At 44.0% G+C, this 23,448-nt stretch carries 26 protein-coding genes, 1 other RNA gene and 1 pseudogene; 13 read left to right on the top strand and 15 right to left on the bottom strand.

Going from position 1 to position 23,448, the window contains the following annotated elements:
• The 4 genes and pseudogenes from QZ942_RS11175 to QZ942_RS11160 all read left to right on the top strand — a co-directional run.
• A pseudogene (locus tag QZ942_RS11175) lies at positions 1-764 on the top strand (histidine kinase); the annotation flags it as partial.
• Between the two features lie 39 nt (positions 765-803).
• Positions 804-1,421, top strand: coding sequence for a guanylate kinase (gmk, locus tag QZ942_RS11170; protein WP_292995569.1), 618 nt, complete (start codon positions 804-806; stop codon positions 1,419-1,421).
• A gap of 84 nt (positions 1,422-1,505) precedes the next feature.
• Positions 1,506-1,712 (top strand): DNA-directed RNA polymerase subunit omega, encoded by a 207-nt coding sequence (gene rpoZ, locus QZ942_RS11165; RefSeq protein WP_292995568.1) that lies wholly within the window; start codon positions 1,506-1,508, stop codon positions 1,710-1,712.
• Positions 1,713-1,942: 230 nt separating this feature from the next.
• On the top strand, positions 1,943-4,048 hold the full coding sequence (locus QZ942_RS11160; protein ID WP_292995567.1) for a bifunctional (p)ppGpp synthetase/guanosine-3',5'-bis(diphosphate) 3'-pyrophosphohydrolase: 2,106 nt from the start codon (positions 1,943-1,945) through the stop codon (positions 4,046-4,048).
• Between the two features lie 75 nt (positions 4,049-4,123).
• Here QZ942_RS11160 and ccsA read toward each other — a convergent pair whose 3' ends face one another.
• Positions 4,124-4,963 (bottom strand): cytochrome c biogenesis protein CcsA, encoded by an 840-nt coding sequence (gene ccsA, locus QZ942_RS11155; protein WP_292995566.1) that lies wholly within the window; start codon positions 4,961-4,963, stop codon positions 4,124-4,126.
• A gap of 140 nt (positions 4,964-5,103) precedes the next feature.
• Between ccsA and ffh the strand changes: the two genes are divergently transcribed.
• Entirely contained in the window at positions 5,104-6,453 is a 1,350-nt protein-coding gene (gene ffh, locus QZ942_RS11150) for a signal recognition particle protein (RefSeq protein WP_292995565.1), read from the top strand.
• A 4-nt stretch (positions 6,454-6,457) separates the two neighbouring features.
• On the opposite strand, the gene QZ942_RS11145 is transcribed toward ffh, so the two are convergent.
• The 3 genes from QZ942_RS11145 to coaBC form a co-directional block, all read right to left on the bottom strand.
• Positions 6,458-6,583 (bottom strand): hypothetical protein, encoded by a 126-nt coding sequence (locus QZ942_RS11145; RefSeq protein WP_292995564.1) that lies wholly within the window; start codon positions 6,581-6,583, stop codon positions 6,458-6,460.
• 88 nt (positions 6,584-6,671) lie between these two features.
• Positions 6,672-7,121, bottom strand: coding sequence for a dUTP diphosphatase (dut, locus tag QZ942_RS11140; protein ID WP_292995563.1), 450 nt, complete (start codon positions 7,119-7,121; stop codon positions 6,672-6,674).
• A 25-nt stretch (positions 7,122-7,146) separates the two neighbouring features.
• A complete protein-coding gene (gene coaBC / locus QZ942_RS11135) occupies positions 7,147-8,349 on the bottom strand; it encodes a bifunctional phosphopantothenoylcysteine decarboxylase/phosphopantothenate--cysteine ligase CoaBC (RefSeq protein ID WP_292995562.1) in 1,203 nt (400 codons plus the stop codon).
• A 226-nt stretch (positions 8,350-8,575) separates the two neighbouring features.
• On the opposite strand from coaBC, the gene radC reads away from it, so the two are divergent.
• From radC to rpmG, 3 genes are all read left to right on the top strand, one after another.
• Positions 8,576-9,250: a DNA repair protein RadC gene (gene radC / locus QZ942_RS11130; protein ID WP_292995561.1), complete on the top strand. Its 675-nt coding sequence runs from the start codon at positions 8,576-8,578 to the stop codon at positions 9,248-9,250.
• 168 nt (positions 9,251-9,418) lie between these two features.
• Entirely contained in the window at positions 9,419-9,655 is a 237-nt protein-coding gene (gene rpmB, locus QZ942_RS11125; RefSeq protein ID WP_292929568.1) for a 50S ribosomal protein L28, read from the top strand.
• Positions 9,656-9,689: 34 nt separating this feature from the next.
• Positions 9,690-9,845, top strand: coding sequence for a 50S ribosomal protein L33 (gene rpmG / locus QZ942_RS11120; RefSeq protein ID WP_013966630.1), 156 nt, complete (start codon positions 9,690-9,692; stop codon positions 9,843-9,845).
• Positions 9,846-9,931: 86 nt separating this feature from the next.
• On the opposite strand, the gene QZ942_RS11115 is transcribed toward rpmG, so the two are convergent.
• The 11 genes from QZ942_RS11115 to QZ942_RS11065 all read right to left on the bottom strand — a co-directional run bounded on the left by QZ942_RS11115 (position 9,932) and on the right by QZ942_RS11065 (position 18,948).
• Positions 9,932-11,122: a fatty acid desaturase gene (locus tag QZ942_RS11115; RefSeq protein ID WP_292995560.1), complete on the bottom strand. Its 1,191-nt coding sequence runs from the start codon at positions 11,120-11,122 to the stop codon at positions 9,932-9,934.
• A gap of 295 nt (positions 11,123-11,417) precedes the next feature.
• Positions 11,418-11,975 carry a pseudouridine synthase gene (locus tag QZ942_RS11110; protein ID WP_292995559.1) on the bottom strand — a complete coding sequence of 186 codons (558 nt, stop codon included), beginning with the start codon at positions 11,973-11,975 and terminating at the stop codon, positions 11,418-11,420.
• Between the two features lie 39 nt (positions 11,976-12,014).
• Complete coding sequence (locus tag QZ942_RS11105; RefSeq protein ID WP_292995558.1) at positions 12,015-12,467, bottom strand: histidine phosphatase family protein; 453 nt, start codon at positions 12,465-12,467, stop codon at positions 12,015-12,017.
• 32 nt (positions 12,468-12,499) lie between these two features.
• Complete coding sequence (locus QZ942_RS11100) at positions 12,500-12,796, bottom strand: DUF167 family protein (RefSeq protein ID WP_292995557.1); 297 nt, start codon at positions 12,794-12,796, stop codon at positions 12,500-12,502.
• 15 nt (positions 12,797-12,811) lie between these two features.
• On the bottom strand, positions 12,812-13,387 hold the full coding sequence (locus QZ942_RS11095) for a YggT family protein (protein ID WP_292995555.1): 576 nt from the start codon (positions 13,385-13,387) through the stop codon (positions 12,812-12,814).
• A gap of 61 nt (positions 13,388-13,448) precedes the next feature.
• Positions 13,449-14,261 carry a pyrroline-5-carboxylate reductase gene (proC, locus tag QZ942_RS11090; RefSeq protein WP_292995553.1) on the bottom strand — a complete coding sequence of 271 codons (813 nt, stop codon included), beginning with the start codon at positions 14,259-14,261 and terminating at the stop codon, positions 13,449-13,451.
• A gap of 110 nt (positions 14,262-14,371) precedes the next feature.
• Positions 14,372-15,202, bottom strand: coding sequence for a bifunctional DNA-formamidopyrimidine glycosylase/DNA-(apurinic or apyrimidinic site) lyase (gene mutM, locus QZ942_RS11085; protein ID WP_292995551.1), 831 nt, complete (start codon positions 15,200-15,202; stop codon positions 14,372-14,374).
• A complete protein-coding gene (locus tag QZ942_RS11080; protein WP_292995549.1) occupies positions 15,202-16,074 on the bottom strand; it encodes a DUF4340 domain-containing protein in 873 nt (290 codons plus the stop codon). The genes mutM and QZ942_RS11080 overlap by 1 nt, the downstream gene beginning before the upstream one ends.
• A gap of 3 nt (positions 16,075-16,077) precedes the next feature.
• On the bottom strand, positions 16,078-17,436 hold the full coding sequence (locus QZ942_RS11075; RefSeq protein ID WP_292995547.1) for a GldG family protein: 1,359 nt from the start codon (positions 17,434-17,436) through the stop codon (positions 16,078-16,080).
• Between the two features lie 17 nt (positions 17,437-17,453).
• On the bottom strand, positions 17,454-18,197 hold the full coding sequence (locus QZ942_RS11070; RefSeq protein WP_292995545.1) for an ABC transporter permease subunit: 744 nt from the start codon (positions 18,195-18,197) through the stop codon (positions 17,454-17,456).
• A 22-nt stretch (positions 18,198-18,219) separates the two neighbouring features.
• Positions 18,220-18,948 (bottom strand): ABC transporter ATP-binding protein, encoded by a 729-nt coding sequence (locus tag QZ942_RS11065; protein ID WP_292995543.1) that lies wholly within the window; start codon positions 18,946-18,948, stop codon positions 18,220-18,222.
• 443 nt (positions 18,949-19,391) lie between these two features.
• Between QZ942_RS11065 and QZ942_RS11060 the strand changes: the two genes are divergently transcribed.
• The 5 genes from QZ942_RS11060 to ssrA all read left to right on the top strand — a co-directional run.
• Positions 19,392-20,069, top strand: coding sequence for an OmpA family protein (locus QZ942_RS11060; protein ID WP_292995541.1), 678 nt, complete (start codon positions 19,392-19,394; stop codon positions 20,067-20,069).
• Between the two features lie 77 nt (positions 20,070-20,146).
• On the top strand, positions 20,147-21,478 hold the full coding sequence (locus QZ942_RS11055) for a TRZ/ATZ family hydrolase (RefSeq protein WP_292995539.1): 1,332 nt from the start codon (positions 20,147-20,149) through the stop codon (positions 21,476-21,478).
• A 19-nt stretch (positions 21,479-21,497) separates the two neighbouring features.
• Positions 21,498-22,205, top strand: coding sequence for a bifunctional 2-polyprenyl-6-hydroxyphenol methylase/3-demethylubiquinol 3-O-methyltransferase UbiG (gene ubiG / locus QZ942_RS11050; RefSeq protein ID WP_292995570.1), 708 nt, complete (start codon positions 21,498-21,500; stop codon positions 22,203-22,205).
• A gap of 119 nt (positions 22,206-22,324) precedes the next feature.
• Complete coding sequence (locus QZ942_RS11045; protein WP_292995537.1) at positions 22,325-22,972, top strand: HAD-IA family hydrolase; 648 nt, start codon at positions 22,325-22,327, stop codon at positions 22,970-22,972.
• Positions 22,973-23,209: 237 nt separating this feature from the next.
• Positions 23,210-23,448: a transfer-messenger RNA gene (gene ssrA / locus QZ942_RS11040) on the top strand; the annotation flags it as partial.

The raw sequence follows: 23,448 nt of genomic DNA, 5'->3' as shown, positions 1-23,448 counted from the left end.
TTGGCAGAGCACTTCATCTGGATAAATATAAATTGGATCAATTGATACTGAGTGCTTCCGCGGAAACCCGGACTTACTTAATCAATGCAAATTTACTCATCGCTGACAAAAGTAGCAAAATCAATCCGCACACGACACAGGCAGAATTTGATACTTCTTTAGAAGATTCACTTAATGAGCTGTTGTTAAGCGATGATGAAAACAATAGCCCAGGAATTACTCAGTGTTACCCCAGTGGCAAACCTTATAATGCATCCGCATTATTATTAGCCGGTGTGCAAGACGTTACCGAAATTATGTCATCTGGCAAGTATAGGCTTGAGGATTTAATCATGTTAGTTCTGGAAACTTATTATAATAGCCTAGGTTTTCGTTTCATCACGCTTTGCCTTAGAGATCAAAAAATAAATCTGTTTCGTGCACGCAGTTCTCTGGGCAGTAATAATATGGAGTATCAAAAGGCATTTAACTTCCCAACTGCACCGTCTAATGATCTGTTTCATCTTGCCCTGAAGAAGAATGTAGATTTGCTAATTTCAGACGCCTACATCCCCAAAATTCGCAAACTAATACCCCAATGGCATGTGGATCTATTACCCGATGCACGCAGTTTTATTGTGCTCCCTTTGGTAGCAAACGAAAAACCCATTGGCCTATTTTATGCAGACCGCGCATTGGATGCACCTGAAGGAATTACTGCTGAAGAAACAAGGCTGATCAGAACATTAAAAGGTCAAGCACTGACAGCTTTTAACTCGAGATAAAATATCTGATCACACAGATAAATAAACAATAGGTACAAGATGACAAAAATGACAGGCTGCTTATTTATTATCAGCGCACCATCTGGCACCGGAAAAACCAGTCTGGTCAGAGCGTTACTCCAGTCAGACATAAATCTGAGTCTGTCTATTTCACATACTACACGCCCGCCGCGTTCCGGAGAAGTCAATGGCCGTGACTATCATTTCGTCGATGAAGAAACATTCAGACAAATGCTTCGAAATGGAGAATTCGTGGAAAGTGCAGAAGTTTATGGCAATCTTTATGGTACCTCGCAAAAATGGATCGATAGCGCTATCGCTTCAGGGCAAGATATCTTACTCGAGATCGACTGTCAGGGAGCAAAGCAAATACAACAAATTCTCCCCGAATCCATTGGCATCTTTATTCTCCCGCCTTCGGCTGACACCCTGGCAACGCGACTAAAAACAAGGGCCCAAGATAATCCGGGAATCATTGAGAAAAGACTTGCTGCAGCACGCGAAGAAGTCGGCCATCTTATTGAGTTTGATTATGTTATTATCAACGATAAGCTGGAAGATGCGCTTAATGATCTGATCTGCGTTGTCAGGGCTGAGCACTTAAAAAAGGCGCGGCAGCTGATAAAATATCATGCATTGATCGCCCAATTGTCATAGCCAGTTCCTATAAATAAATGGCATAGTTTTTTAAAAAAATTTCAGCATCTGTTTGTAACTCCATAAATAACCGAGATAAATACCATGGCACGAATTACCGTTGATGATTGTATAAAGCAAATTCCCAACAGATTTGATATGACTTTAGTTGCTACAGTACGCGCCAGGCAATTGGCCATAGGCTCCGCGCCTATGGTGGATCCTGCACGCGACAAACCGACCGTCATCGCACTGCGCGAGCTGGCGCAAGGCAAAATAGGTTTGGATATCCTCAATCCCAAAAACATGTAGTGCCGATTCAATGCTATGAAGATGCTGTCAAGCATTGATAATATCTTTGTAGTACTTGGTAATCATCAACCAAATAAAACCCTGCACATAATCGCACCAAAGGTTGATTTAAGTAGTTTAAAGATTTAATAGCACAAACCCGGCTTGCAAAAGACAGCCAATCCAAGTTAAAGTTATTTTGAAGAAAGTTAAAATAACTTACCTGATGCACGCCAAACTAATCGAATTCCATGCCTGAAGCAGAACTTCTATTTTCTGAAACCTCCCAATATCTTAAACCAGAAGATATTAATCAACTCAGAAATGCTTATTCATTTGGTCAAGGCGCTCATTCCGGACAATTCCGGAAATCAGGCGAACCCTATATTTCTCATCCAGTAGCAGTAGCCAGGATCCTCTGTACACTGCATCTCGATACGCCCACGCTGACAGCCGCCTTATTGCATGATGTCGTAGAAGACACGGATATCTCAAAAGCTGAAATCAGTGAAAGATTTGGCGAACCGGTAGCAGAACTGGTTGATGGTGTATCTAAACTCACTAAAATTGAATTTCAGACACAGGAAGAAGCACAGGCTGAGAATTTCCGCAAGATGCTGCTGGCGATGGCGCGAGATGTACGTGTCATACTCATCAAACTGGCTGATCGGCTGCACAATATGCGAACACTTGAAGCCATGCTCCCTGCCAAACAACGAAGCATTGCACGTGAGACCCTCGAAATTTATGCACCGATCGCGCATCGGCTGGGACTCAACAATATCTACCAAGAATTACAAGAACTGGGTTTTCGCTATTCATATCCCATGCGCTATAAAGTGTTGGTCAAAGCAACCAAAGCGGCGCGCGGCAATCGTCGTGAAATCGTTGGAAAGATTCTAGAAGCCATTGATCTAAAGTTAAAAGAATCGGGATTGAATGCGGAAGTCACTGGACGCGAGAAGCATCTCTATAGCATTTATATGAAAATGGTCGAGAAACATTTATCCTTTTCTGAAGTACTGGATATTTATGGCTTCCGTGTTATTGTTAAAGATATTCCTTCGTGCTATGTAGCACTGGGCATGTTACATAGCTTGTATAAACCAATTCCTGGTAAATTTAAGGACTATATTGCAATCCCCAAAACCAATGGTTATCAATCGTTACACAATACTTTATTGGGTCCGTTCGGCATTCCGATAGAAATACAAATTCGCACCGCAGAAATGCACCGGATTGCCGAGAATGGCGTTGCTTCGCACTGGCTCTACAAAAGCTCAGATGCAGATTTTAATGATCTGCATTTGCAAACCAGCCAATGGTTGCAGAATTTACTGGAAACACTCAGCGGCTCGACAGATTCTTTGGAGTTTCTGGAACACCTTAAAATCGACTTGTTTCCAGGCGATGTTTTTGTTTTTACCCCGCAAGGAAAAATTCTAACACTCCCGCGAGGCTCCACCGCCGTCGATTTTGCTTATGCAGTTCATTCCGATGTGGGTAATTGTTGTGTAGCTGTCAAGATTAATGGTGAGAACGCACCACTGCGCACCAAACTAAAAAGTGGTGATCGCGTAGAAATCGTCACAGCACCGTATGCGAAACCGAATCCTTCCTGGCTCAGTTATGTGGCAACCGGAAGAGCGCGCTCACACATTCGCCACTTTCTAAAAACAATTCAATATGACGAATCGGTCAAATTGGGTGAACGCATGTTAAATCAGGCGCTACTGTCTTTTAATATTAATCCTGACACAATAAATGATACGCAATGGGAAAAATTAGTACGCGACAGTGGCGTCAAATCCAAGGAAGAATTACTCACTGAAATGACTCTGGGAAAACAACTCCCTGCAGTCGTAGCAAAAAGGCTGACATCCCCATTGGAATCCGTCTCCAGTGACCAGATAGCTGGTCCAATTACCATATTGGGGACAGAAGGATTGACCGTTCAATTTGCCAAATGCTGCCGCCCTATCCCCGGGGATGCCATTGTCGGGGTGATCAAGAAAGACTCCGGATTGATCATCCATACGCATAATTGCGCTAATGTCACCAGTAGTCAGAAGAACTCGGAAAACTACCTGGATGTAGCATGGGGTAAAGATATTACTAGAACGTTTGAATCCGGTATCAAAGTTACGACAGTAAATAAACAAGGCGTACTGGCACGAGTCGCTGCTGAAATAGCCAAAGCCGAATCAAATATTGACGATATCGCCATGGAGAACGAGAATGATTTCATGCATATGCGTTTTATCCTGCAAATCAACAATAGATCCCATCTTGCACAGGTTATACGTGGCCTGCGGCATCTCAAAGAAGTTGTTCGAATCCATCGCACGAAAAGCTAATCTGCCAGTTTTCTGTAGGACAGTAGAACATTCCGAAGTTCTGATCACCCGTCACAAAAGACTGGTATCAGCCGATTAGCGATTTAATATGATCTCCAACACAAACTTGCTGCCGATATAGGCGAGCAATAGTGTAATAAATCCCACCAGGGTCCAACGAATGGCTATCCGTCCCCGCCAGCCGTAGAGTTGTCTGCCGGCCAACAGTGCTGCGAATACTCCCCAGGAGATAAAACCAAACAACGTTTTGTGTGAGAATGTTAGCGGTTGACCGAATACTTCTTTTGAAAACACTACGCCGCTCAGGAGCGTCAAAGTAAGTAAAATAAATCCAATCCAAATGATGTGGAACAATAGTTTTTCCATCGCCAGCAGTGGCGGCAGATTTGTCAGTATCGAGCGGGTGGCAGGGTGATGTAAATGGCGTTCGACTACGGTCATCAATAATGCGTGTACCGCCGCTATCGTCAATAGGCTATAGGCCATCATAGCAACCAGTAAGTGCGCTTTAAATGCAGGCAATTCGGTGTTATCAAGAGGACGTAACGATGGAAAAAATAACGGCAATAACACCGCGATGGCTGCCGCTGCTGCAACGGGCGCAACCAAGGTTTGCAATCCCTGTAAACGATTAAAAAAACCCGAGAACCAGTAAATGAATGCAGTTAGCCAGACAATGGTTGAAATCGCATTACTCAAACCAAAACTAAGGCCTGCGCCAACAAACATCGACTGATACAACGTCATGGCATGCAATAACAAGGGAGCAAGCATCGCATAATGTGCCCAGGTAATCGTCACCAGTACACGATCACTAGCTTTTGATGGTGCTTGATACCAAGTATTTCGCCAAAAAAACCAACCGATCAGTATATAAAGCAAAAAGGCTGCGAGATAAGTTAAAATGCTGGTCATTGATAGTACAAATATTAAGAGGCCGGAATAACTGTTTAGTCTACATGGCGCTTTAACAAATTCAAAGAGCTAACCCGGATATTTATTAAAATTTGAATGATCACTTTGTTCTATAACGATCGTTTCTGTGAGGTTTAAGTATGTTTGACAATCTGACCAGCCGTCTTAACGGTGTCATTAAAACATTACGCGGCGAAGCAAGGCTTACTGAAAGCAATATACAAGATGCCTTGCGCGAGGTCCGTATGGCATTACTGGAAGCTGATGTGGCTTTACCGGTAGTCAAAGATTTCATTGCGCGCGTTAAAGAAAAAGCCGTGGGTCATGAAGTCATGAATAGCCTCACACCTGGACAAGCACTAGTTGGGGTGGTTCATCAAGAGTTAATTACGATTATGGGTGGAGAGAAAGTTGATCTGAATCTTTCCACAGTACCTCCCGCCGTTATTCTTATGGCGGGATTGCAAGGCGCCGGTAAAACTACCAGCAGCGGCAAGCTGGCCAAGTGGCTAATAGAACAAAAGAAAAAGAAAGTATTATTAGTTTCGTGCGATATCTACCGTCCAGCTGCTATTCATCAACTGGAAATTCTGGCTGGCCAAACCGGTGCTGATTTTTTCCCCGTTAAGGATGGACAAAAACCTGGCGAAATTGGTGCCGCTGCATTGGATTATGCACGCAGGCATCATCATGATGTAATGATCGTGGATACTGCTGGCCGATTAGGCATTGATGAAGCCATGATGCAGGAGATCAGTGAACTTGAAGCATTGTTAAAACCGATTGAAACTTTGTTTGTTGTCGATGCGATGCAAGGGCAAGATGCGGTTAATACAGCCAAAGCATTTTCCGATGCACTTCCCTTAACCGGCGTCATACTCACTAAATTGGACGGTGATGCGCGTGGTGGCGCAGCGCTATCGGTCAAACACATTACCGGAAAACCCATCAAATTTACCGGCGTTGCGGAAAAATTAACCGGATTGGAAGCGTTTTATCCTGACCGGATGGCATCGCGTATTCTGGGCATGGGGGATGTGCTTGGGTTGATTGAAGAAGCACACCGCAGCGCTGATCAGCAAGAAGCTGAGAAGTTGATGAAGAAAATGAAATCGGGCAAGGCATTTGACTTAGATGATTTCAAGGCACAATTTCAACAAATGCGCAATATGGGCGGGATGAGCGCACTGATGGACAAATTGCCTGCGCAGTTAAGTCAGGCCGCACAAAATGTAAAAGTGGACGACAAAATAATCAGCCGGACGGAAGGCATTATTAATTCCATGACAAAGCAAGAACGTATCAAACCTGAAATCCTGAAAGCTTCACGTAAACGACGAATCGCCGCAGGAGCAGGTGTTTCTGTACAAGAAGTTAATCGTTTATTGGCACAATTCGAGCAAGCCAAAAAAATGATGAAAATGATGAGTAAAGGCGGAATGTCCAAGATGATGCGCGGATTAAAAGGAATGCTCCCCCGCCTGCACTAGAATATCAATTGGCTGCGGGTGCTTTCTCCAGTCCAGCAACTTGATTTCCTGCGGCTATTTTCCTTGCTGAGAACCAGCGCATACTCATGTTGGGTATGCGCTGGTTCTGCCAGAAGTGTGTATCGTCCATTTTCTATGGGATAGGGTTTATTTCCAAGGAACTGGAATCCGCAGAAACTATCGCCAGCAAAGCAAAAACGGTGTCGAATTAACACATATCAATGCTTGCCTGTACTGCCGAAACCATCTTCACCCCGATCGCTCTGGTCAAAATTATCCACTCTGTTGAATTCAACCTGCACAACGGGAACTACGACAAGCTGCGCGATACGTTCCAAGGGATTAAGGTGAAACGAAGTCTGTCCACGATTCCAGCAGGAAACAAAAACCTGCCCCTGATAATCCGAGTCAATCAAACCCACCAGATTTCCCAATACAATCCCATGCTTGTGACCCAATCCAGAACGTGGCAGCACCAATGCGGCCAGACCCGTATCGGCTAGATGCAATGCGATTCCTGTTGGAATCAGATGGGTTTCACCCGGATTGATCGTGACAGGCAGCTCAATACAAGCACGCAAATCCAGACCCGCTGAACCCGGTGTGGCATAGGCAGGTAGCTGTTCATTTAAACGTTCATCCAGAATTTTGATATCAATTTTTTTCATATGCTTAAGTATCAGTATCTTTCTTTTATTGCTTGTAAAGCAAATTAATATGTTTTATCAAATACCGCGCTTGTTCCATTTTTGATGCTTTGGGAAGAACATGCTTACCGGCATCATCCAGCAAAATCAACTCACTCTCATCAGCACCGATGGCATCTTGAGCCAAATTGGCAACCAATAAGGGCAAATTCTTTTTGCGCCGCTTCATTTCTGCATTTTTCTCAAGATCCTCTGTTTCTGCTGCAAAGCCAACGCAAAAAGGTGGCTCGGGCAAACTGGATACCAGCATCAGAATATCCGGATTGGGAATCAACTCTATTGATAACTTTTTATCAGATTTTTTTATCTTCTGCTGACTGGATTTTGCCACACGATAGTCAGCAACGGCCGCAACACTGATAAAAATATCAGACTGCGACATTTCTACTTGCACGGCATGCAACATGTCCTCTGCACTTACCACATGAATGAGCTTGTCTACTGCTGGCGGTACCAAACATGTCGGGCCAGAAACAAGGGTAACCGTTGCACCCGCTTCGACTGCAGCCCGAGCAACGGCATACCCCATTTTTCCGGAACTTTTGTTGGTGATACCCCGCACGGCATCAATTGCTTCAAACGTCGGTCCGGCTGTCACCAGAACTTTTTTGCCTTGCAATAAGCCATCTGTCTGAAACGCAGCTCGCACCATTTCTGCCAGCTCGCTGGCTTCCAGCATACGACCCATCCCCATTTCACCACAAGCCTGTGCACCACTCGCCGGGCCGATTATTTTGACACCATCATGTTGCAACAAAGACAAATTACGTTGTGTCGCGGGATTCTCCCACATTTGCCGATTCATAGCGGGTGCTATTATGAGCGGACAATCACGCGCCAAGCATAATGTCGCCAATAGATCATCTGCCATGCCACCGGCAAGTCTAGCAATAAAATCAGCACTAGCAGGTGCCACCAAAATCATATCAACATTACGGGATAGATTAATATGCGCCATGTTATGTGCAGCATTGGTTTCCCATAAATCGGTATGAACCGGATTATTTGTCAGTGACTGGAATGTTGCTGGCCCAACAAAATGACAAGCAGATCGTGTCATTACCGTCTGTATTTCAATCCCATCTTGTGTTAGTAGGCGCGCCAATTCCGCTGCTTTGTAAGCAGCCACGCCGCCTGTTATACCAAGTAACAGGCGCTTCTTAGATAGAGAAGATGAATATGTTGTCATATTAGAAGATTTCTCTGAATAAACCAAATAAATTACTAAGTTGTTGTTAATTAAAGTATATATTAATAAAATAAGCACCTGTTTGCTCATTCTACTCAATATAGCTGCACTGCATGCCGCTATCAGTAAAATAAAAATAGTAGAACTGGCTATCTCAACAACTGATTGTGACGTACTTACATACAATCGATCTTATTTTACATGACTTAGCGATCAACCATATTTTATGGCGATTTCAAATTGGCCTATATCTGAGCGACCACGAGAAAAACTATTGCAGAAAGGCGTCACCGCCCTTTCTGATACAGAACTGCTGGCCATATTTCTACGTACCGGTATAACCGGGAAAAGCGCCGTAGATCTCGCAAGAGAATTACTTCTACATTTCGGTAATCTAACCAATATATTTACGGCCAATCAGACTAGTTTCTGTCAATTACCCGGCATGGGAATTGCAAAATATACACAACTACAAGCCGTGTTAGAAATGGCACGCCGTGCGCTAAGTGAGGAGCTAAAGAGCGGAGACGCAATGAATTCACCGCAGTTGGTTCGAGATTTTCTACGCCTGAGTCTGGCAAATAAACAACACGAAGTCTTTCTCGGTATTTTTCTGGATGCAAAAAATTATACCATTGCTACTGAAGAGTTATTTAGCGGCACATTGACACAAGCCAGCGTTTATCCTCGGGAAGTCATCAAACGCGCTTTATATCACAATGCAGCGGCCATCATTTTTGCGCACAATCACCCTTCTGGCGTGGCCGAGCCTAGTCATGCTGACAAAGTGCTTACCCAGTCCCTGAAACAAGCATTGGCTATGATTGATGTTAAAGTATTGGATCACTTTATTGTTGGTAATGGTACTACCCTATCATTTGCCGAGCATGATTTAATTTGAACGAAAATATCGAGAATAAATCGTATTGGATTTAGAAAGCATTGTGAATTTATATCTACTTTTGATAAATACTCACATCACTCATGAATATTTAAACAGTTACATTTGAGTAAATACCTAAAATCAGGATATAATCTCTCTTTTTAAGAATTCTTGGAGTGCGCTATTATGGCACGAGTATGTGAAGTAACCGGCAAGAAGCCGATGTCCGGCAACAATGTTTCTCACGCAAACAATAAAACCAAAAGACGTTTCTTGCCTAATCTGCAACGCCGCAAGTTCTGGGTTGAAAGCGAAAATCGCTGGATTAATTTACGATTATCTAATGCTGCATTACGCACGATCGATAAGAATGGCATAGATTCAGTGATCGCCAAAATGCGCTCAGAAGGCAAAAGCGTTTAAGAAACTAATCGAAGTAAGTTAAGGAGTCATCACAATGCGTGAAAAGATAAAACTTGAATCCTCAGCTGGGACAGGTCATTTCTATACAACCACAAAAAATAAACGTGCAAAACCCGAGAAATTGGAGTTAATGAAGTTTGATCCTGTCGCACGAAAGCACGTTAAATACAAAGAAACAAAGCTTAAATAAATATGAAATAAACTAAGATTCCCAATAAAAAACCCGCTTTGGTGGCGGGTTTTTTATTGGGAATCTTAGAGTTCCATCAATACTATTTATGCATAGCAACGTAATCGCTGAGAAAAAGCCTGCAACACTTCGATACCACTTTCCTCTGCACGTCGGCACCAATCCTCCAACTGCTTGACCAGTTCTTCAGTTGACGCAGTAGAGCGTTGCCAGATTTCAGCTAATTCCTCACGCATGGTATAAACTTTATCGAGTGTTTTAGCATTACTGAGCACTTGACTTAGTTTTTCGCGTTCATGCTCTTGCAAAGTTTTCGAATCAGCCAAGATCCAACGCTTCAGAGTAGAATTATCCACACCATATTGCGTCGTCGCTTCTTTCAAGTGAACCATTTCTTTCGCAAAAGTCGCTTTCAACGATTTCGTATATTTGGCAAGAACCTCATAGCGATGAGAAATAACAGCTTGCAACGTATCTGAATCGCATTGGGTTTTTTCCTTATTAATACGCAATTTAGGCGCAACTTTCTTGACCTTTGCAAGCCCCATCATCTCCAAAATACGAATATACATCCAACCAATATCAAACTCGTACCATTTATTGGATAGTCTTGCTGATGTTGCATAAGCATGGTGATTATTATGTAATTCTTCACCACCGATTAAAATGCCCCAAGGAACGATATTCCTGCTGGCATCTTCTGCCTGGAAATTCCGGTATCCCCAATAATGGCCAACACCATTGATAATACCTGCAGCAAAAATAGGAGCCCATAACATTTGCACCGCCCAAATAGTAATACCAATCGGACCAAATAGGATTACATTAATAATCAACATTAATGCGACACCTTTTGCACTATGCTTAGTGTAAATGTTACGTTCTATCCAATCATCAGGCGTACCGTACCCATACCTTTCCAGGGTCTCCTGATTCTTTGCTTCTGCTCTGTAGAGCTCCGAGCCTTCACTTAACACTTTCATGATACCGACAACAACAGGACTATGTGGATCATCCTTGGTTTCACATTTTGCATGGTGCTTACGATGAACCGCCGTCCACTGTTTTGTAACCATTCCGGTAGTTAACCACAACCAGAAACGGAAAAAATGACTCGGTATCGCATGCAACTCCAACGCTCTATGCGCTGAATGGCGGTGAAGATAAATTGTAATACCCGCAATTGTAATATGCGTAAAAACCAAGGTAACGACGACATAGCCCCACCACGGCATATCAATCGCACCAGAGATTAAAGTAAGAAAATCAGAAATCATAGAGTTACCATCCTTTTAATGGCCTACCGAGGCGCAGACCTGATAAATAAAAACAAACACCCTCCAAACCATTGCACTTCACTCAACTTACATACTAATAAATCATTAACGTCATTTTTTCATTTACTGTACATGAAGTATTTACTCTTTACCACTTCTTTACATAATTTTTATATTAACACTTTAGAGAAAAGAAATATTAATCCGTATCAATTATCTGTTTAAAATAAATGGTTTCAGTAAAACCAAACTTCATTTTCCAAACAAATAGCATTCTGAAGAAATTGATAATCTTTCACCTTTCCAGTGCAGAGTCATTCAGTATGCGCCATTCTCCGGAAGCAATCCCCTGCAGGGTGTATTTTCCGATTGCATAACGAATCAATCGCAAAGTAGGAAATAAAACCGCTGCCGTCATCCGCCTTACTTGACGATTTTTACCCTCACTGAGAACCAAAGACATCCAGGTAGTTGCGATATGCTTGCGGTAACGAACGGGGGGAATCCGCTGCCAAAGATGGTTGGGCTCATCCATCAGAAATGCTTGTGCGGGCCGTGTTTTGAAATCATTCAGAACTATACCTTGGCGTAACTTATTTAATGCAATCTCATCGGGTTCACCTTCAACTTGTACCCAATATGTTTTAGGGAGTTTAAACTCCGGATTGCTAATCCTATTCTGCAATTTTCCATCATCTGTTAATAGAACCAAGCCCTCACTATCAGCATCCAGTCTACCCGCCGGATAAAAGCCCGTTAATGGAATAAAGTCTTTTAATGATTGATGACCGTTTTCTGGTGTAAATTGGCAAATCACACCATAGGGTTTATTAAACAAAATTAATCGAGGCATGGTGCCTGAATGTGATCAAAAAGCAAGTCCAATCAAAACTCATAGCATGTCTGGATAGATCACGGAATGAAGCACTGGTTCAATAATATTGTCTTTTTCCTGATACCGGATCCACCACACGGAGCCTTTCTTAACACGCAACCCAGGAGGGATAACCGGGACCAGATAACTGGCAACCTCACCCAATGTAGGTTGATGGCCGACTATAACAACAGCGCCTTGTGCATTGGGCCAGTTAGCCGCGGTAAGAATACTCTCTACACCAGCACCTGGGCCTATTTCATTATTGGTTACAAAATCAGATCTCAGTGCCATCGCGGTTTGTTGCGTACGCTGCGCCGGACTGGCTATCACCAGTGTATTTTCCGGCAATTCCGATTTGAGCCAATCAGACATACGTTTTGCTTGATCTAATCCTTTCTCTGTCAGCTTACGGGCTGCATCCGGAAAACCATCTTCAGCTTCAGCGTGGCGCCACAGAATCAATTCCATCGCATTTCTTTAATAGAGAAGTACATTGATAATCAACTTTGCAACTCGTTATATAATACATCCGGGTCACAACCAGGTTGCTGAATTACTATCACTTTATGCCGCGATTTATCACCTTGTTTCAGCATCACTTGGCATAGCGGCACATCGAAATGCTTAGCAAGGAACTTCAGTAGTGCGGCATTTGCTTTACCTTCTACCGGTACGGCCGCAAGTTTTATCCTCAGCGCGTCGCCATGCAATCCAGCTGCTTCAGTATTTTTTGCACCCGTCTGGATATGCAATGTCAAAACAAGATTATTTGCATCATCATACCGATACCAGCCCATGATAGCCTTAATACCCTAAAGGAGTATGGTAATGATTTCCCTATGCATGCCAGCCACTATCATCAGCAGCACTTGAATTAAGATCAACACAAACAATGGAGATAAATCAACATTGGCTATCGGTGGAATGCGCTTACGAAAGACGGCCAGGAATGGCCGCGTAAAACTATCCAGTAATGGCGCTAACGGACTATGCGGATTAACCCAAGACAGAACAGCCTGCATAATAATCATTATCAACACAATATAGAGTGTTATTTTAATAATCTCAACGATGCCCAGCAACCCCATAACGCCTGATGCAGCACCAATATTAGCTTCAAAATCATATCCCTGCACCATATAAACACTGGTAACGATCATACATTCCATTAACCAAGCGAGGATCAGCGTGGATAAATCTATGCCAGCCCAACCAGGAATAACACGACGCGCAGGCCGCACGATAAAATCAGTCACGGCGATAAGGAATTGGGATATCGAGTTGTAGTAGGGAACGCGTAATAATTGAAAATAAAACCGCAGTAGCAACGCCAAGGAAAGCAAACCCAAGATAGTATCAAGAAGAAAAATTAAGATCTGATTGGACATAAGAGTTTTCCGGAAAAACTGTAATTGATAATTAAGAAATCACAACTGGCTCTATCAAGATTTAAATTCTGCTGAACTCATCACTCAATTCTCGTGAACGCCTGTTCGCAGCATGAACGGCGGCTATGATCTTACACTGAATATCATTTTTTTCCATAGCCTGTATTGCTTGTTCCGTTGTACCACCTTTTGATGTCACCCGAGCGCGCAATACAGCCACATCTTCATCACTCAAGCTAGCCAGTTTGCTAGCACCAGAAAATGTCTGCAAACTGAGTTGCCTGGCTTGAACTGACGTCAAGCCCAATTCTATCCCTGCTTGCTGCATGGATTCAATAAAATAAAAAACATAAGCAGGGCCGCTGCCGGAAATAGCCGTCACAGTGTGCAGCATTTCCTCATCATCCACCCAAAGTGTCGAACCTACCGCCGCCAGAATCGATTCAGCATTCTTTTTATCTAGCTCATCCACGCCTGGCGCAGCATAAAGGCCGGCAACACCGCTACGTACCAGAGAAGGTGTGTTAGGCATTGCACGCACTACCCGCGCATAATCACCCAACCAACGTATGATATCAGTCGCACGAATACCCGCCGCAATCGATATGATCAGCTGGCTATTCAATAATGACGTAAGCCTCTGGGTCAATTCAAATAATTGCTGCGGTTTTACAGCCAATAAAATTACATCACTGCCCTTGACCCCATCGGCAAGATCCGCGACGGCCGAAACGCCTAATGTATGTTTTATTTTCTCACGGCTTTCTGCATTTATCTCCACTACACGAAGCTGCTCTGCTGTATAACCTTGCTGCAACAATCCGCTGATTAAAGCAGACGCCATATTGCCGCCGCCAATGAATGTGATATTCATATTAACCCTGTTGTTATGTTAATTGATTCATCTGCAAAGTAAATGATTTTGTAATTACAAACAAATTGTCTGTCTTCAGAAATTAAACTACAGCGCTATGCGGGCGTCAGTCAATGCTGACAACGCTGACAATAAAAGCTGGAGCGCTGACTTTGTCTGATTTGTTTAATCTCATGATCACATTTTTTACAGTGTTGCCCACCACGCCCATAAACCCAATATTGCTGCTGAAAATACCCAGGATTTCCATCACTATTAACAAAATCGCGCAAACTACTGCCGCCCGCTTCGATTGCCTGCTGCAAAATTTGTTTTACCGCTTGAACCAGTCTTTCATAACGCGTCATACCGATTCTACCAGCAGCTATTTTGGGATTGATTCCTGCTAGAAACAAAGCTTCATTCGCATAAATATTACCAATACCGACGACTACATGGCTATTCATCAGTGTTTGTTTAATACTGGCGTGACAGTTTCTGGTTCTCTTAAATAATTGCTGCGCATTAAAATCTGCCGTCAACGGCTCGGGACCAAGATTCATCAGAAGCGAGTGCTGCAGAATATCCCCCGCATGCCATAATACCGCACCAAAACGGCGCGGGTCTCGCAGCCTCAGAACGGTCTGATCACTTAAGATCAAATCAAAATGATCATGCTTCTGGGGCTGTTCTATTGATTGCATCAATCTATACGGCAGTATGCGCAAACTCCCTGACATACCCAGATGAAGAATCAACGTTCCGACACCGCAATCAAGCAAAAGATATTTGCCCCGACGTGTCACTGCCTGGATCGTTAAACCCGCCAACAACTCCGGCAAATTGCCCGGTATCGGCCAGCGTAACCTAGGATTGCGGATAATTACATTTGCCACGGATTGCCCCAGCAGATGCGGCGCAATACCCCGCAGTGTTGTTTCGACTTCTGGTAATTCCGGCATCAGTGCTCAGGCAATATCTGGTTTAATTTTATCCGATGTGGGTCGAGTAACTGCTGACCCACATCTATCGGAAACTGATAACCGAACCTATCTTTAACACGTAACAACACTATTGAGAATTCATTCTGCAGAATTCTCAGTTTGATTTCCTGTCCATCTTGCAAAGTGATTTTAATGAAACCCTTAACAACAAAATCAGAGCCTAACGCTTGCTCCAATATCAACTCTCTGGCATGCACCGTTTGCCATAACTGAATCCAATTTCCTATTGTATCTTCGTCAAGTGCTTCGCCTGAATGTTGCATGGTGATGCGCCAATTCTCATTCTGAAATTCTACCGTCAAATGATTCAACTCAAATTTAACTGGAATTTCATTGGATGCCAGTAACTGTGGATTGATCAGGTCGCTGGCGCTTGATGGCAAAGCGAGCACATAGCGCGGGGAAATCAAATATACCTGATCGCCTGTCGCCACATATTGTTGATTGGTCGTGGGTGCGAATCCGCCAAAACCAAAATACTCGTCATTAAGATACAACTGCACATTGGGTTGATCCAGACCAAAACGCTCTAGATCTGCCAGAGGCAAACGTTGATTACTACTCACCGTCAGAACTTCCAGAATTTCCGCGATCTTTCTTTCGTCAGCACGAGCTTGAACCGGCTTTACCAGATACCAGTGATTATCCAATTGCTGCAGTGCAATCTCTTGTTGTTGCCTCACAATACGTAGGCTCTGTACGGCCTCAACCGGACTGGTTGAAAGCGGGTATTTATGAATATCCGGAGATTGCGGTCTGAAATGCAGAAACACCGCCAAGCCGGCAATCGTAGCAAACATGATCAGATTAAGTCGCGCGTGATGAGTCATTTTTTATATTTTTCTTCGGCGGCGCCACCAAATAACCGTCCCGCTCACCAAAAACAGTACCGGCAATAAAACAAGAAAACCAATCACGACCAAAGTCAGCTCTGATTCACTTAAGATTAGATTGCTATCCAGCGTCGCGCGTGGCTGAATTACAATCAATTCTTCATCGCCTGTGAGCCAATTGATCAGATTAATACCAAAATCTAAGTTACTGCCGTTCCCGAGGTACGTATTAGCAAGAAAATGCCCGCTACCGACAACAACAACTCGCTGCTCGCGATCCTGAATATTACGCGTCAAAGTCACTGCAATAGTGATCGGACCCGCCACATCATCAGCTTGATCAAAGGTAATCTCGCTATTCAGGTCACCGGTTTCCACCCAGCCTTGCTGTGCCGTTTCAACCAGCAAAACGTTGCTCCATTCTTCACTCTCATCAATCGTTATCTGACGCGCAAACGGAAACACCGTAATATATTCAAAATTATCGGTGATGACGTGCTGCCCATAAATCGCACCCAAAGCAAATGTTATCGGCGCTTTAAGCTGTTCTGCCTGAGGGTCAACAACAACACCTGGAGTGAGTGTTAAGCGTAATTTCTCTGCCAAGGGCAATAGTCCACGTAATGATCCCTGATCCACCAGCCACAATAGGTTGCCGCCGCGGTCAATATGATTCAGTAGCTTATCCACTTCTCCCGGCAATAAATCCGTCTGTGGAGAAGCAATCATCAACATGCTCGCATTTACGGGAACATCCTGCTCAATGGCAAGGTTTAATGACTGACTGTTAAAACCATTTGTGCGCAAATGCCTGCCAAATTCCCCTAAATCGTAGTTGGCACTCCCATCAAGCCTGCGTTCCCCATGACCGCCCAATGCCACGATTAGTTTGTCTTCAGCGCGCGCCAATCGCATCAATGCGTTGGAAAATGCCTGTTCATTGATGGCTGTGAGATGTTCAACGCGCTGATTAAACTTGATTACCATCTCACCATTCACCTGAACATCCGCTTCCTGCGTCAATATAGGTTGCGCCACCGGATCAATAAATGTCAGAGAAAGATCTGGTCTCACACGCTGATAAAGTGCCACAAAGTCGGTAATAATCTTGCGAATATCTCCCAATTGCGCATGCTGCTCAGTGGCATAAGCTGTCACTTGAACCGGCCCTTGCAATTTTTGCAGTATCTCAACACTCGCCTCACTCAGGCTATTACGGCCATTCTGACTAACATCCCATTGCAATCGGGTTTGTACTGCAAGATAACCCAGCAAAATAACCAGCAGCAGTAGCAAAATGACAAATGCGCCATTTTGTATCAAGTAATGCAATCTTAATTTTTTATTCAGCGTAATCATTTGCGTAACTTTTAAGCTTACCCATGCAATCGCTCTCCATCCAAGCGGCGAATCGTTAACACCAGGAAGGTAACGATAAATAAAATAAAATAAGCGATACTCAAGGTATCAATTAAACCCTGATTAAACTGCTCGAAATGCTTCAGCAAAGAAAAATATTGTAACCATCCATCTGTTTCACTTGCAGCCAGATTGATTATCCACAATCCTAACAACACGCCCAAGGCGCCAATCGCAGCAATTACCGGCTGCGCCGTCAAGCTGGAAATATAAAGACCCAGCGCAGAAAAACATGCCGTCAACAGCAATAGGCCAAGCGTATTACTGAGTAATAAGCCAAAATCCAGCGCACCGCCAAGGAGTAATGAAATAGATAATGCAACTATCAGGGTAATTACAGCCAAAAAGAAAACCATTAGGCCCAGAAATTTACCAATCACAATATCCGTTATGGAAACCGGCGCTGAAATCAATAATGTCAGCGTGTGATTTCGGCGTTCTTCAGCCAGCAAACGCATGGATAATAATGGCGTAACCATCAATAAAATAATGGCTGCCATTGCAAACACAGGGGAAATAATGATTTCCGTAATTCCCGGGGGATTAGCAATTTGCATCAATTGAGACTGTATCTCCAGAAATGCATCCAGTCGAATCAGAAAAACCCAGGTGAGTATGAGTTGTATCAAAGCCAGCAATATCCAGGCCAAAGGAGAGATGAACAACATACTCAACTCCTTACGGATAATGGTAACAATCATTTTGAAGACTCCTGTTCTTTCATCACTGTGTAAGTTGCGTAAATACCGCCTCCAGACTGGTGCCCTGCTGCTGCAATTCGGCCATAGTTTGATCAAATACCACGCTACCTTTATGCATTATCTGCACCCGGTCACATACGCTCTCTACCTCAGACAATATATGCGTTGATAAGATAACACTACTGGATACGCCCAGCTCCCTGATCAATGCGCGAATTTCACGCATTTGATTAGGATCAAGGCCCACTGTTGGTTCATCAAGAATAATGACATCGGGATTGTGAATAATAGCTTGCGCAATGCCCACGCGTTGTTGATATCCCTTCGACAATGTGCCAATCACATGCCTGCCTTGAACTTCCAGACCACAACGCTGTTTCACATTATCCAACACAGCTTGTAACGTATGCTTGTTGATACGATGCAATCGGGCGGCCAGCAACAAATATTCGTCGACGGTCATGTCATGATAAAGTGGGGGAATCTCAGGTAAAAAACCTAAATGCGATTTGGCTTCTCGCGGTTTATCCAACATATCGATGCCGCAAATTTCTATACTGCCGGTACTGGGTGCAAGGTTACCCGTCAGCATACGCATCGTTGTAGTTTTACCCGCGCCATTCGGCCCAAGTAACCCTAACACTTCCCCGCGCCTTAATTCGACGTTCACATTTTGTACCGCTGTATGGTGACCATATTTACGACACAGATTCTGTGCTAACAAGGTTAAAGCTGCCGTTTCATCTGCCATACTACGAATTCCCGCCGTTGAATAGTGATATGATGAATTTTCTTTGCAAGTAAATCTGTTTGTGAAATTTCACGTTCTAAACCGATGGGCAGTATACGTCTGATAGATCAATAATTCACCGGCTTTAACTCTATTTCGATAATAAGACAGAATACAAACAGTCATTTTTAACCACCATACGGCTATTTCTCTAATGAAAGCTGATTGTTGACCGTTCAACAATGATACTAAATTATTAACTCCATTCCGCTCAAAATAACAACACATATTTGTTGCAATTAAACAACATATTAATTTGAGATAATAAGCAAACAAACTGATAATTGAACACTTATAAACTTGAAGTAGTAGAATAGCAAAGACTTTCAATTGTATTGGTAAAGCAATTTTTGCATTACCACCAGAACTCTTAGAAACATAGTTTTCATTAAAAGGACAACATCATGAAAAAAATATCAGCCAAAAATACTCTTATTGGAATGGTTCTTATACCAGCAATGTTTTCTGGTGCTGTCTTGGCACAAGCAACAGGCATTGATCAAGATCAATCTGTAAAAAAACCGGAAGCTTATGGTGTTGATGATCGTGGCGTAGTTGCCAGAAACACAACCGGTTTGTGTTGGCAGACTGGCTACTGGACACCTGCTATGGCTATTCCTGAATGCGATCCAGATCTGGCTAAAAAAACCGAAGTTGCTGCGGCACCAGCAGCGGCAGCATCAGCAGCGGCAGCCACAACGGCTCCAGAGAAAATCACATTCTCCGCAGATGCATTATTTGATTTTGATCGTGCAACATTAAAACCAAATGGTATTCAAGCATTGAACGAGTTTGTCAGTGCCATACAAGGTGTTAAGTATGACCTCATCATTGCTGTCGGCTATGCAGATCGCATTGGATCCGATGATTACAACAAAAAACTCTCTGTTCGCCGCGCTGAATCAGTCAAAGCCCATTTGGTTTCAAGAGGCATAGAACCCAGCCGCGTCTTTGTTGATGGCAAAGGTGAAGCAAACCCAGTAACGGGTAATAGCTGTGTTGGTGAGAAAAAAACCAAAGCATTGATTGATTGCCTCGCACCCGATCGCCGCGTTGAAATCGAAGTAGCAGGTACAAAATAAGCGGTATCGTTATTTTTTCTCAAAAAAGCCCTGCCATACTGTGCAGGGCTTTTTTCTTTCTACACATTGCATAATGCATGAATGACCGGCTAGAAATTGACACCGTAATAGAAGCGAAATGGATTATTCCCATTGAGCCGGCTAGAATCACACTGAATCAACACGCCATCGCAATAGATAAAGGAATCATCAGAGATATTCTGCCAATATCCGAAGCCAAACTGCGTTACAAACCTCAGCAAACCATAACACTGAACGATCATGCACTGATCCCAGGGCTCATCAACTTGCATACCCACGCGGCCATGACACTGATGCGTGGATTTGCCGATGATTTACCTCTGATGGAATGGCTCAGCAAACACATCTGGCCAATCGAGAATCAACATGTAGATGCCCAATTTGTACTGGATGGCACTCAGCTTGCCTGTGCAGAAATGATCCAAGGCGGTATTACCTGTTTCAATGACATGTATTTTTTCCCGGAATCCTGTGTTGAAGCCGCAATCCACTCAGGAATGCGCGCTGCGATTGGTATGATTGTGATTGATTTTCCAACTGCTTATGCCAGTGACGCCGACGATTATCTGGCTAAAGGGCTGAAATTACGTGATCAATATTACCAGCACCCGCTGCTTTCCTTCTGTTTTGCACCGCACGCACCGTATACTGTCAGCGACAAAACATTTAGCAGTATCCTGACTTACTCAGAGCAGCTCAATACCCCCATTCACACCCACTTACACGAAACTCAGGATGAAATCCGCATCAGTCTGGAAACCAATGGCATACGGCCAGTTGAGCGTCTGCATCAATTAGGACTGCTCAGCCCAAATTTGATTGCGGTGCACATGGTGCATCTGACAGACTATGAAATTAAACTCGTGCATCAATATGGCTGCAGCGTTGCGCACTGCCCATCATCCAACATGAAGCTTGCCAGTGGTTTTGCGCCGATTCCTGCGCTATTGAGTCAGGGCGTTAATGTTGGCCTCGGTACAGACGGCGCAGGCAGTAACAATCGCCTGGATATGTTTGAAGAAATACGACAAGCGGCACTCCTGGCAAAAGCAACCAGTGGCCGAGCCGATTCCCTGCCTGCGCATCAAGCACTCAGAATGGCCACCCTGAATGGTGCCAATGCTTTGGGATTGGGAGAAATAACCGGTTCATTAGTCGTTGGAAAAGCGGCTGATATCGCAGCAATCAATTTTTCCGATCTAAATCTCACACCCTGCTATGATCCAGCTTCACATTTGGTATACACAGCAAGCCGAGAGCAAGTGAGCCATGTATGGGTAAATGGTAGAATGCTGCTGAACGATAAAAAATTGACTACATTGAACCCGCTTGAACTGCAATATCGTACTGCTTACTGGCAAGAACGTATTGCCACAACATCAAGATAATCCGCATAAAGGAACACAAATGGAAAATGACGGCATTAATGCTGATCCGCTGGAACTTGAGAAATTCAGCCAACTTGCACACCGCTGGTGGGATCCGAACAGTGAATTCAAACCACTGCATGAAATCAATCCATTGCGCCTTAATTACATTGATGAATTGGTTGAAGGATTGGAAGGAAAAACCGTTCTGGATGTAGGATGCGGCGGCGGCATTTTATCCGAAGGCATGGTATCCAAAGGCGCGCATGTAACCGGTATTGATCTCAGCGATAAAGCGCTTAAGGTTGCCAAGCTACACTTGCTGGAAAGTGGTCACCAAGTTGATTATCGTAAGATTACAGTCGAATCCTTGGCAAAAGAACAACCGCAACACTATGATGTAGTCACCTGCATGGAAATGCTCGAGCATGTACCTGATCCGATGAGCGTTATTCGCTCATGCACTCAGCTAGCCAAACCCAAAGGATGGGTTTTTTTCTCAACCATCAACCGCAATCCGAAAGCCTATCTGTTTGCCATCATTGGTGCTGAATACGTATTAAAAATGCTGCCACGCGGCACGCATGAATACGCCAAATTTATCAAACCATCCGAACTTGCGCGCATGGCACGAAATGCAGGGTTGACGGATGAAAAATTGATCGGCATGACATACAACCCGATCACCAAAGTCTATGCGTTGGAAGATGATACCGACGTTAACTACATCATGGCCTATCGCAGCTAATTTAAGGAGCTGCTGAATAATTGTCATTTCGAGCATAGCGAGAAATCTATACTGTTGATTCGCAAATATTCCTTAAATTCCCCAGCACAATGTAATTTTCACCACTTAACTTCTGACTAATGATTAAAGCAGTCCTTTTCGATTTTGATGGAACGCTGGCTGACACCGCTCCCGATCTCGGCCATGCCCTGAACCGGCAACGCACCGCACGCGGTTTGCCTGCACTTCCTATTGAACAGATCCGCACCCAGGCATCAGCCGGTTCAAGGGGATTGCTGGGACTCGGTTTCAATATCAAGCCGGGTGATAATGACTATGAATCCATGCGCGATGAATTCCTTGATTTCTATACACAGCGCCTATGCCACGACACCTGCTTGTTTCCGGGTGTTGATGAATTGCTGGACCATTTGGAAACACGCAATCTACCTTGGGGCATTGTAACCAACAAGCCCGCACGTTTCGCGCACCCATTGATCGAAATGCTCGGCTTGGCTCAGCGGGTTGCCTGCGTCATTTGCGGCGATGAAACCACCAATACCAAACCACACCCGGAACCACTACTGACCGCCAGCAACAAAATAGCCATCTCACCTATCCACTGTATTTATCTGGGAGACGACATACGCGATGTCCAGGCCAGTCTAGCGGCAGGCATGCAACCCATCGTTGCCCGCTATGGCTATTTGGGTAACGACCAGCCGCCCGAAACCTGGGGTGCCCGGTATCTAATTGACCATCCCAAAGAATTACTGAATTATCTGTAAAGGGCGCCTCTAAAAACCCAGGGCTTAAACAAAACAAAGTCCGAGCAAAAAATGGTGAAGCAGCATATAACTGATATGTAAGGAAACATTTTTTGTAAGCAACAAGGTGTTGTGACAAAATTTGGATTTTTAGAGGTGTCCTAAAGAAGCACGTATTAATTCTGTTAGAATGACCCACTTATAGGACTTGAACTTTCTGGTTTCAACACCATCCTATACACTACCAAAACGAATACCGGGGACGATCTGGTTTCGACGTGGGTTGCAAAGCAGCGCAGGGCATACCGAGGATCAGTCTACCTCGTAAATCCATCTGAAAAAAAATAGTCGCAAACGACGAAAACTACGCTTTAGCCGCTTAATACGGCTAGCCTCTGCACCGGTGGGCCTCAACGCCGGGTCTGGCAACAGACAGCAGAGTCACTAACGAGGATCGCGTTCTGTAGGGTCACTTTGCAGAACGCTAAACGCAAGGT

It is taken from the genome of Nitrosomonas sp. (genome assembly GCF_021731985.1).
Classification (GTDB): domain Bacteria; phylum Pseudomonadota; class Gammaproteobacteria; order Burkholderiales; family Nitrosomonadaceae; genus Nitrosomonas.
This window is presented reverse-complemented; position numbering and strand designations above follow the sequence as displayed.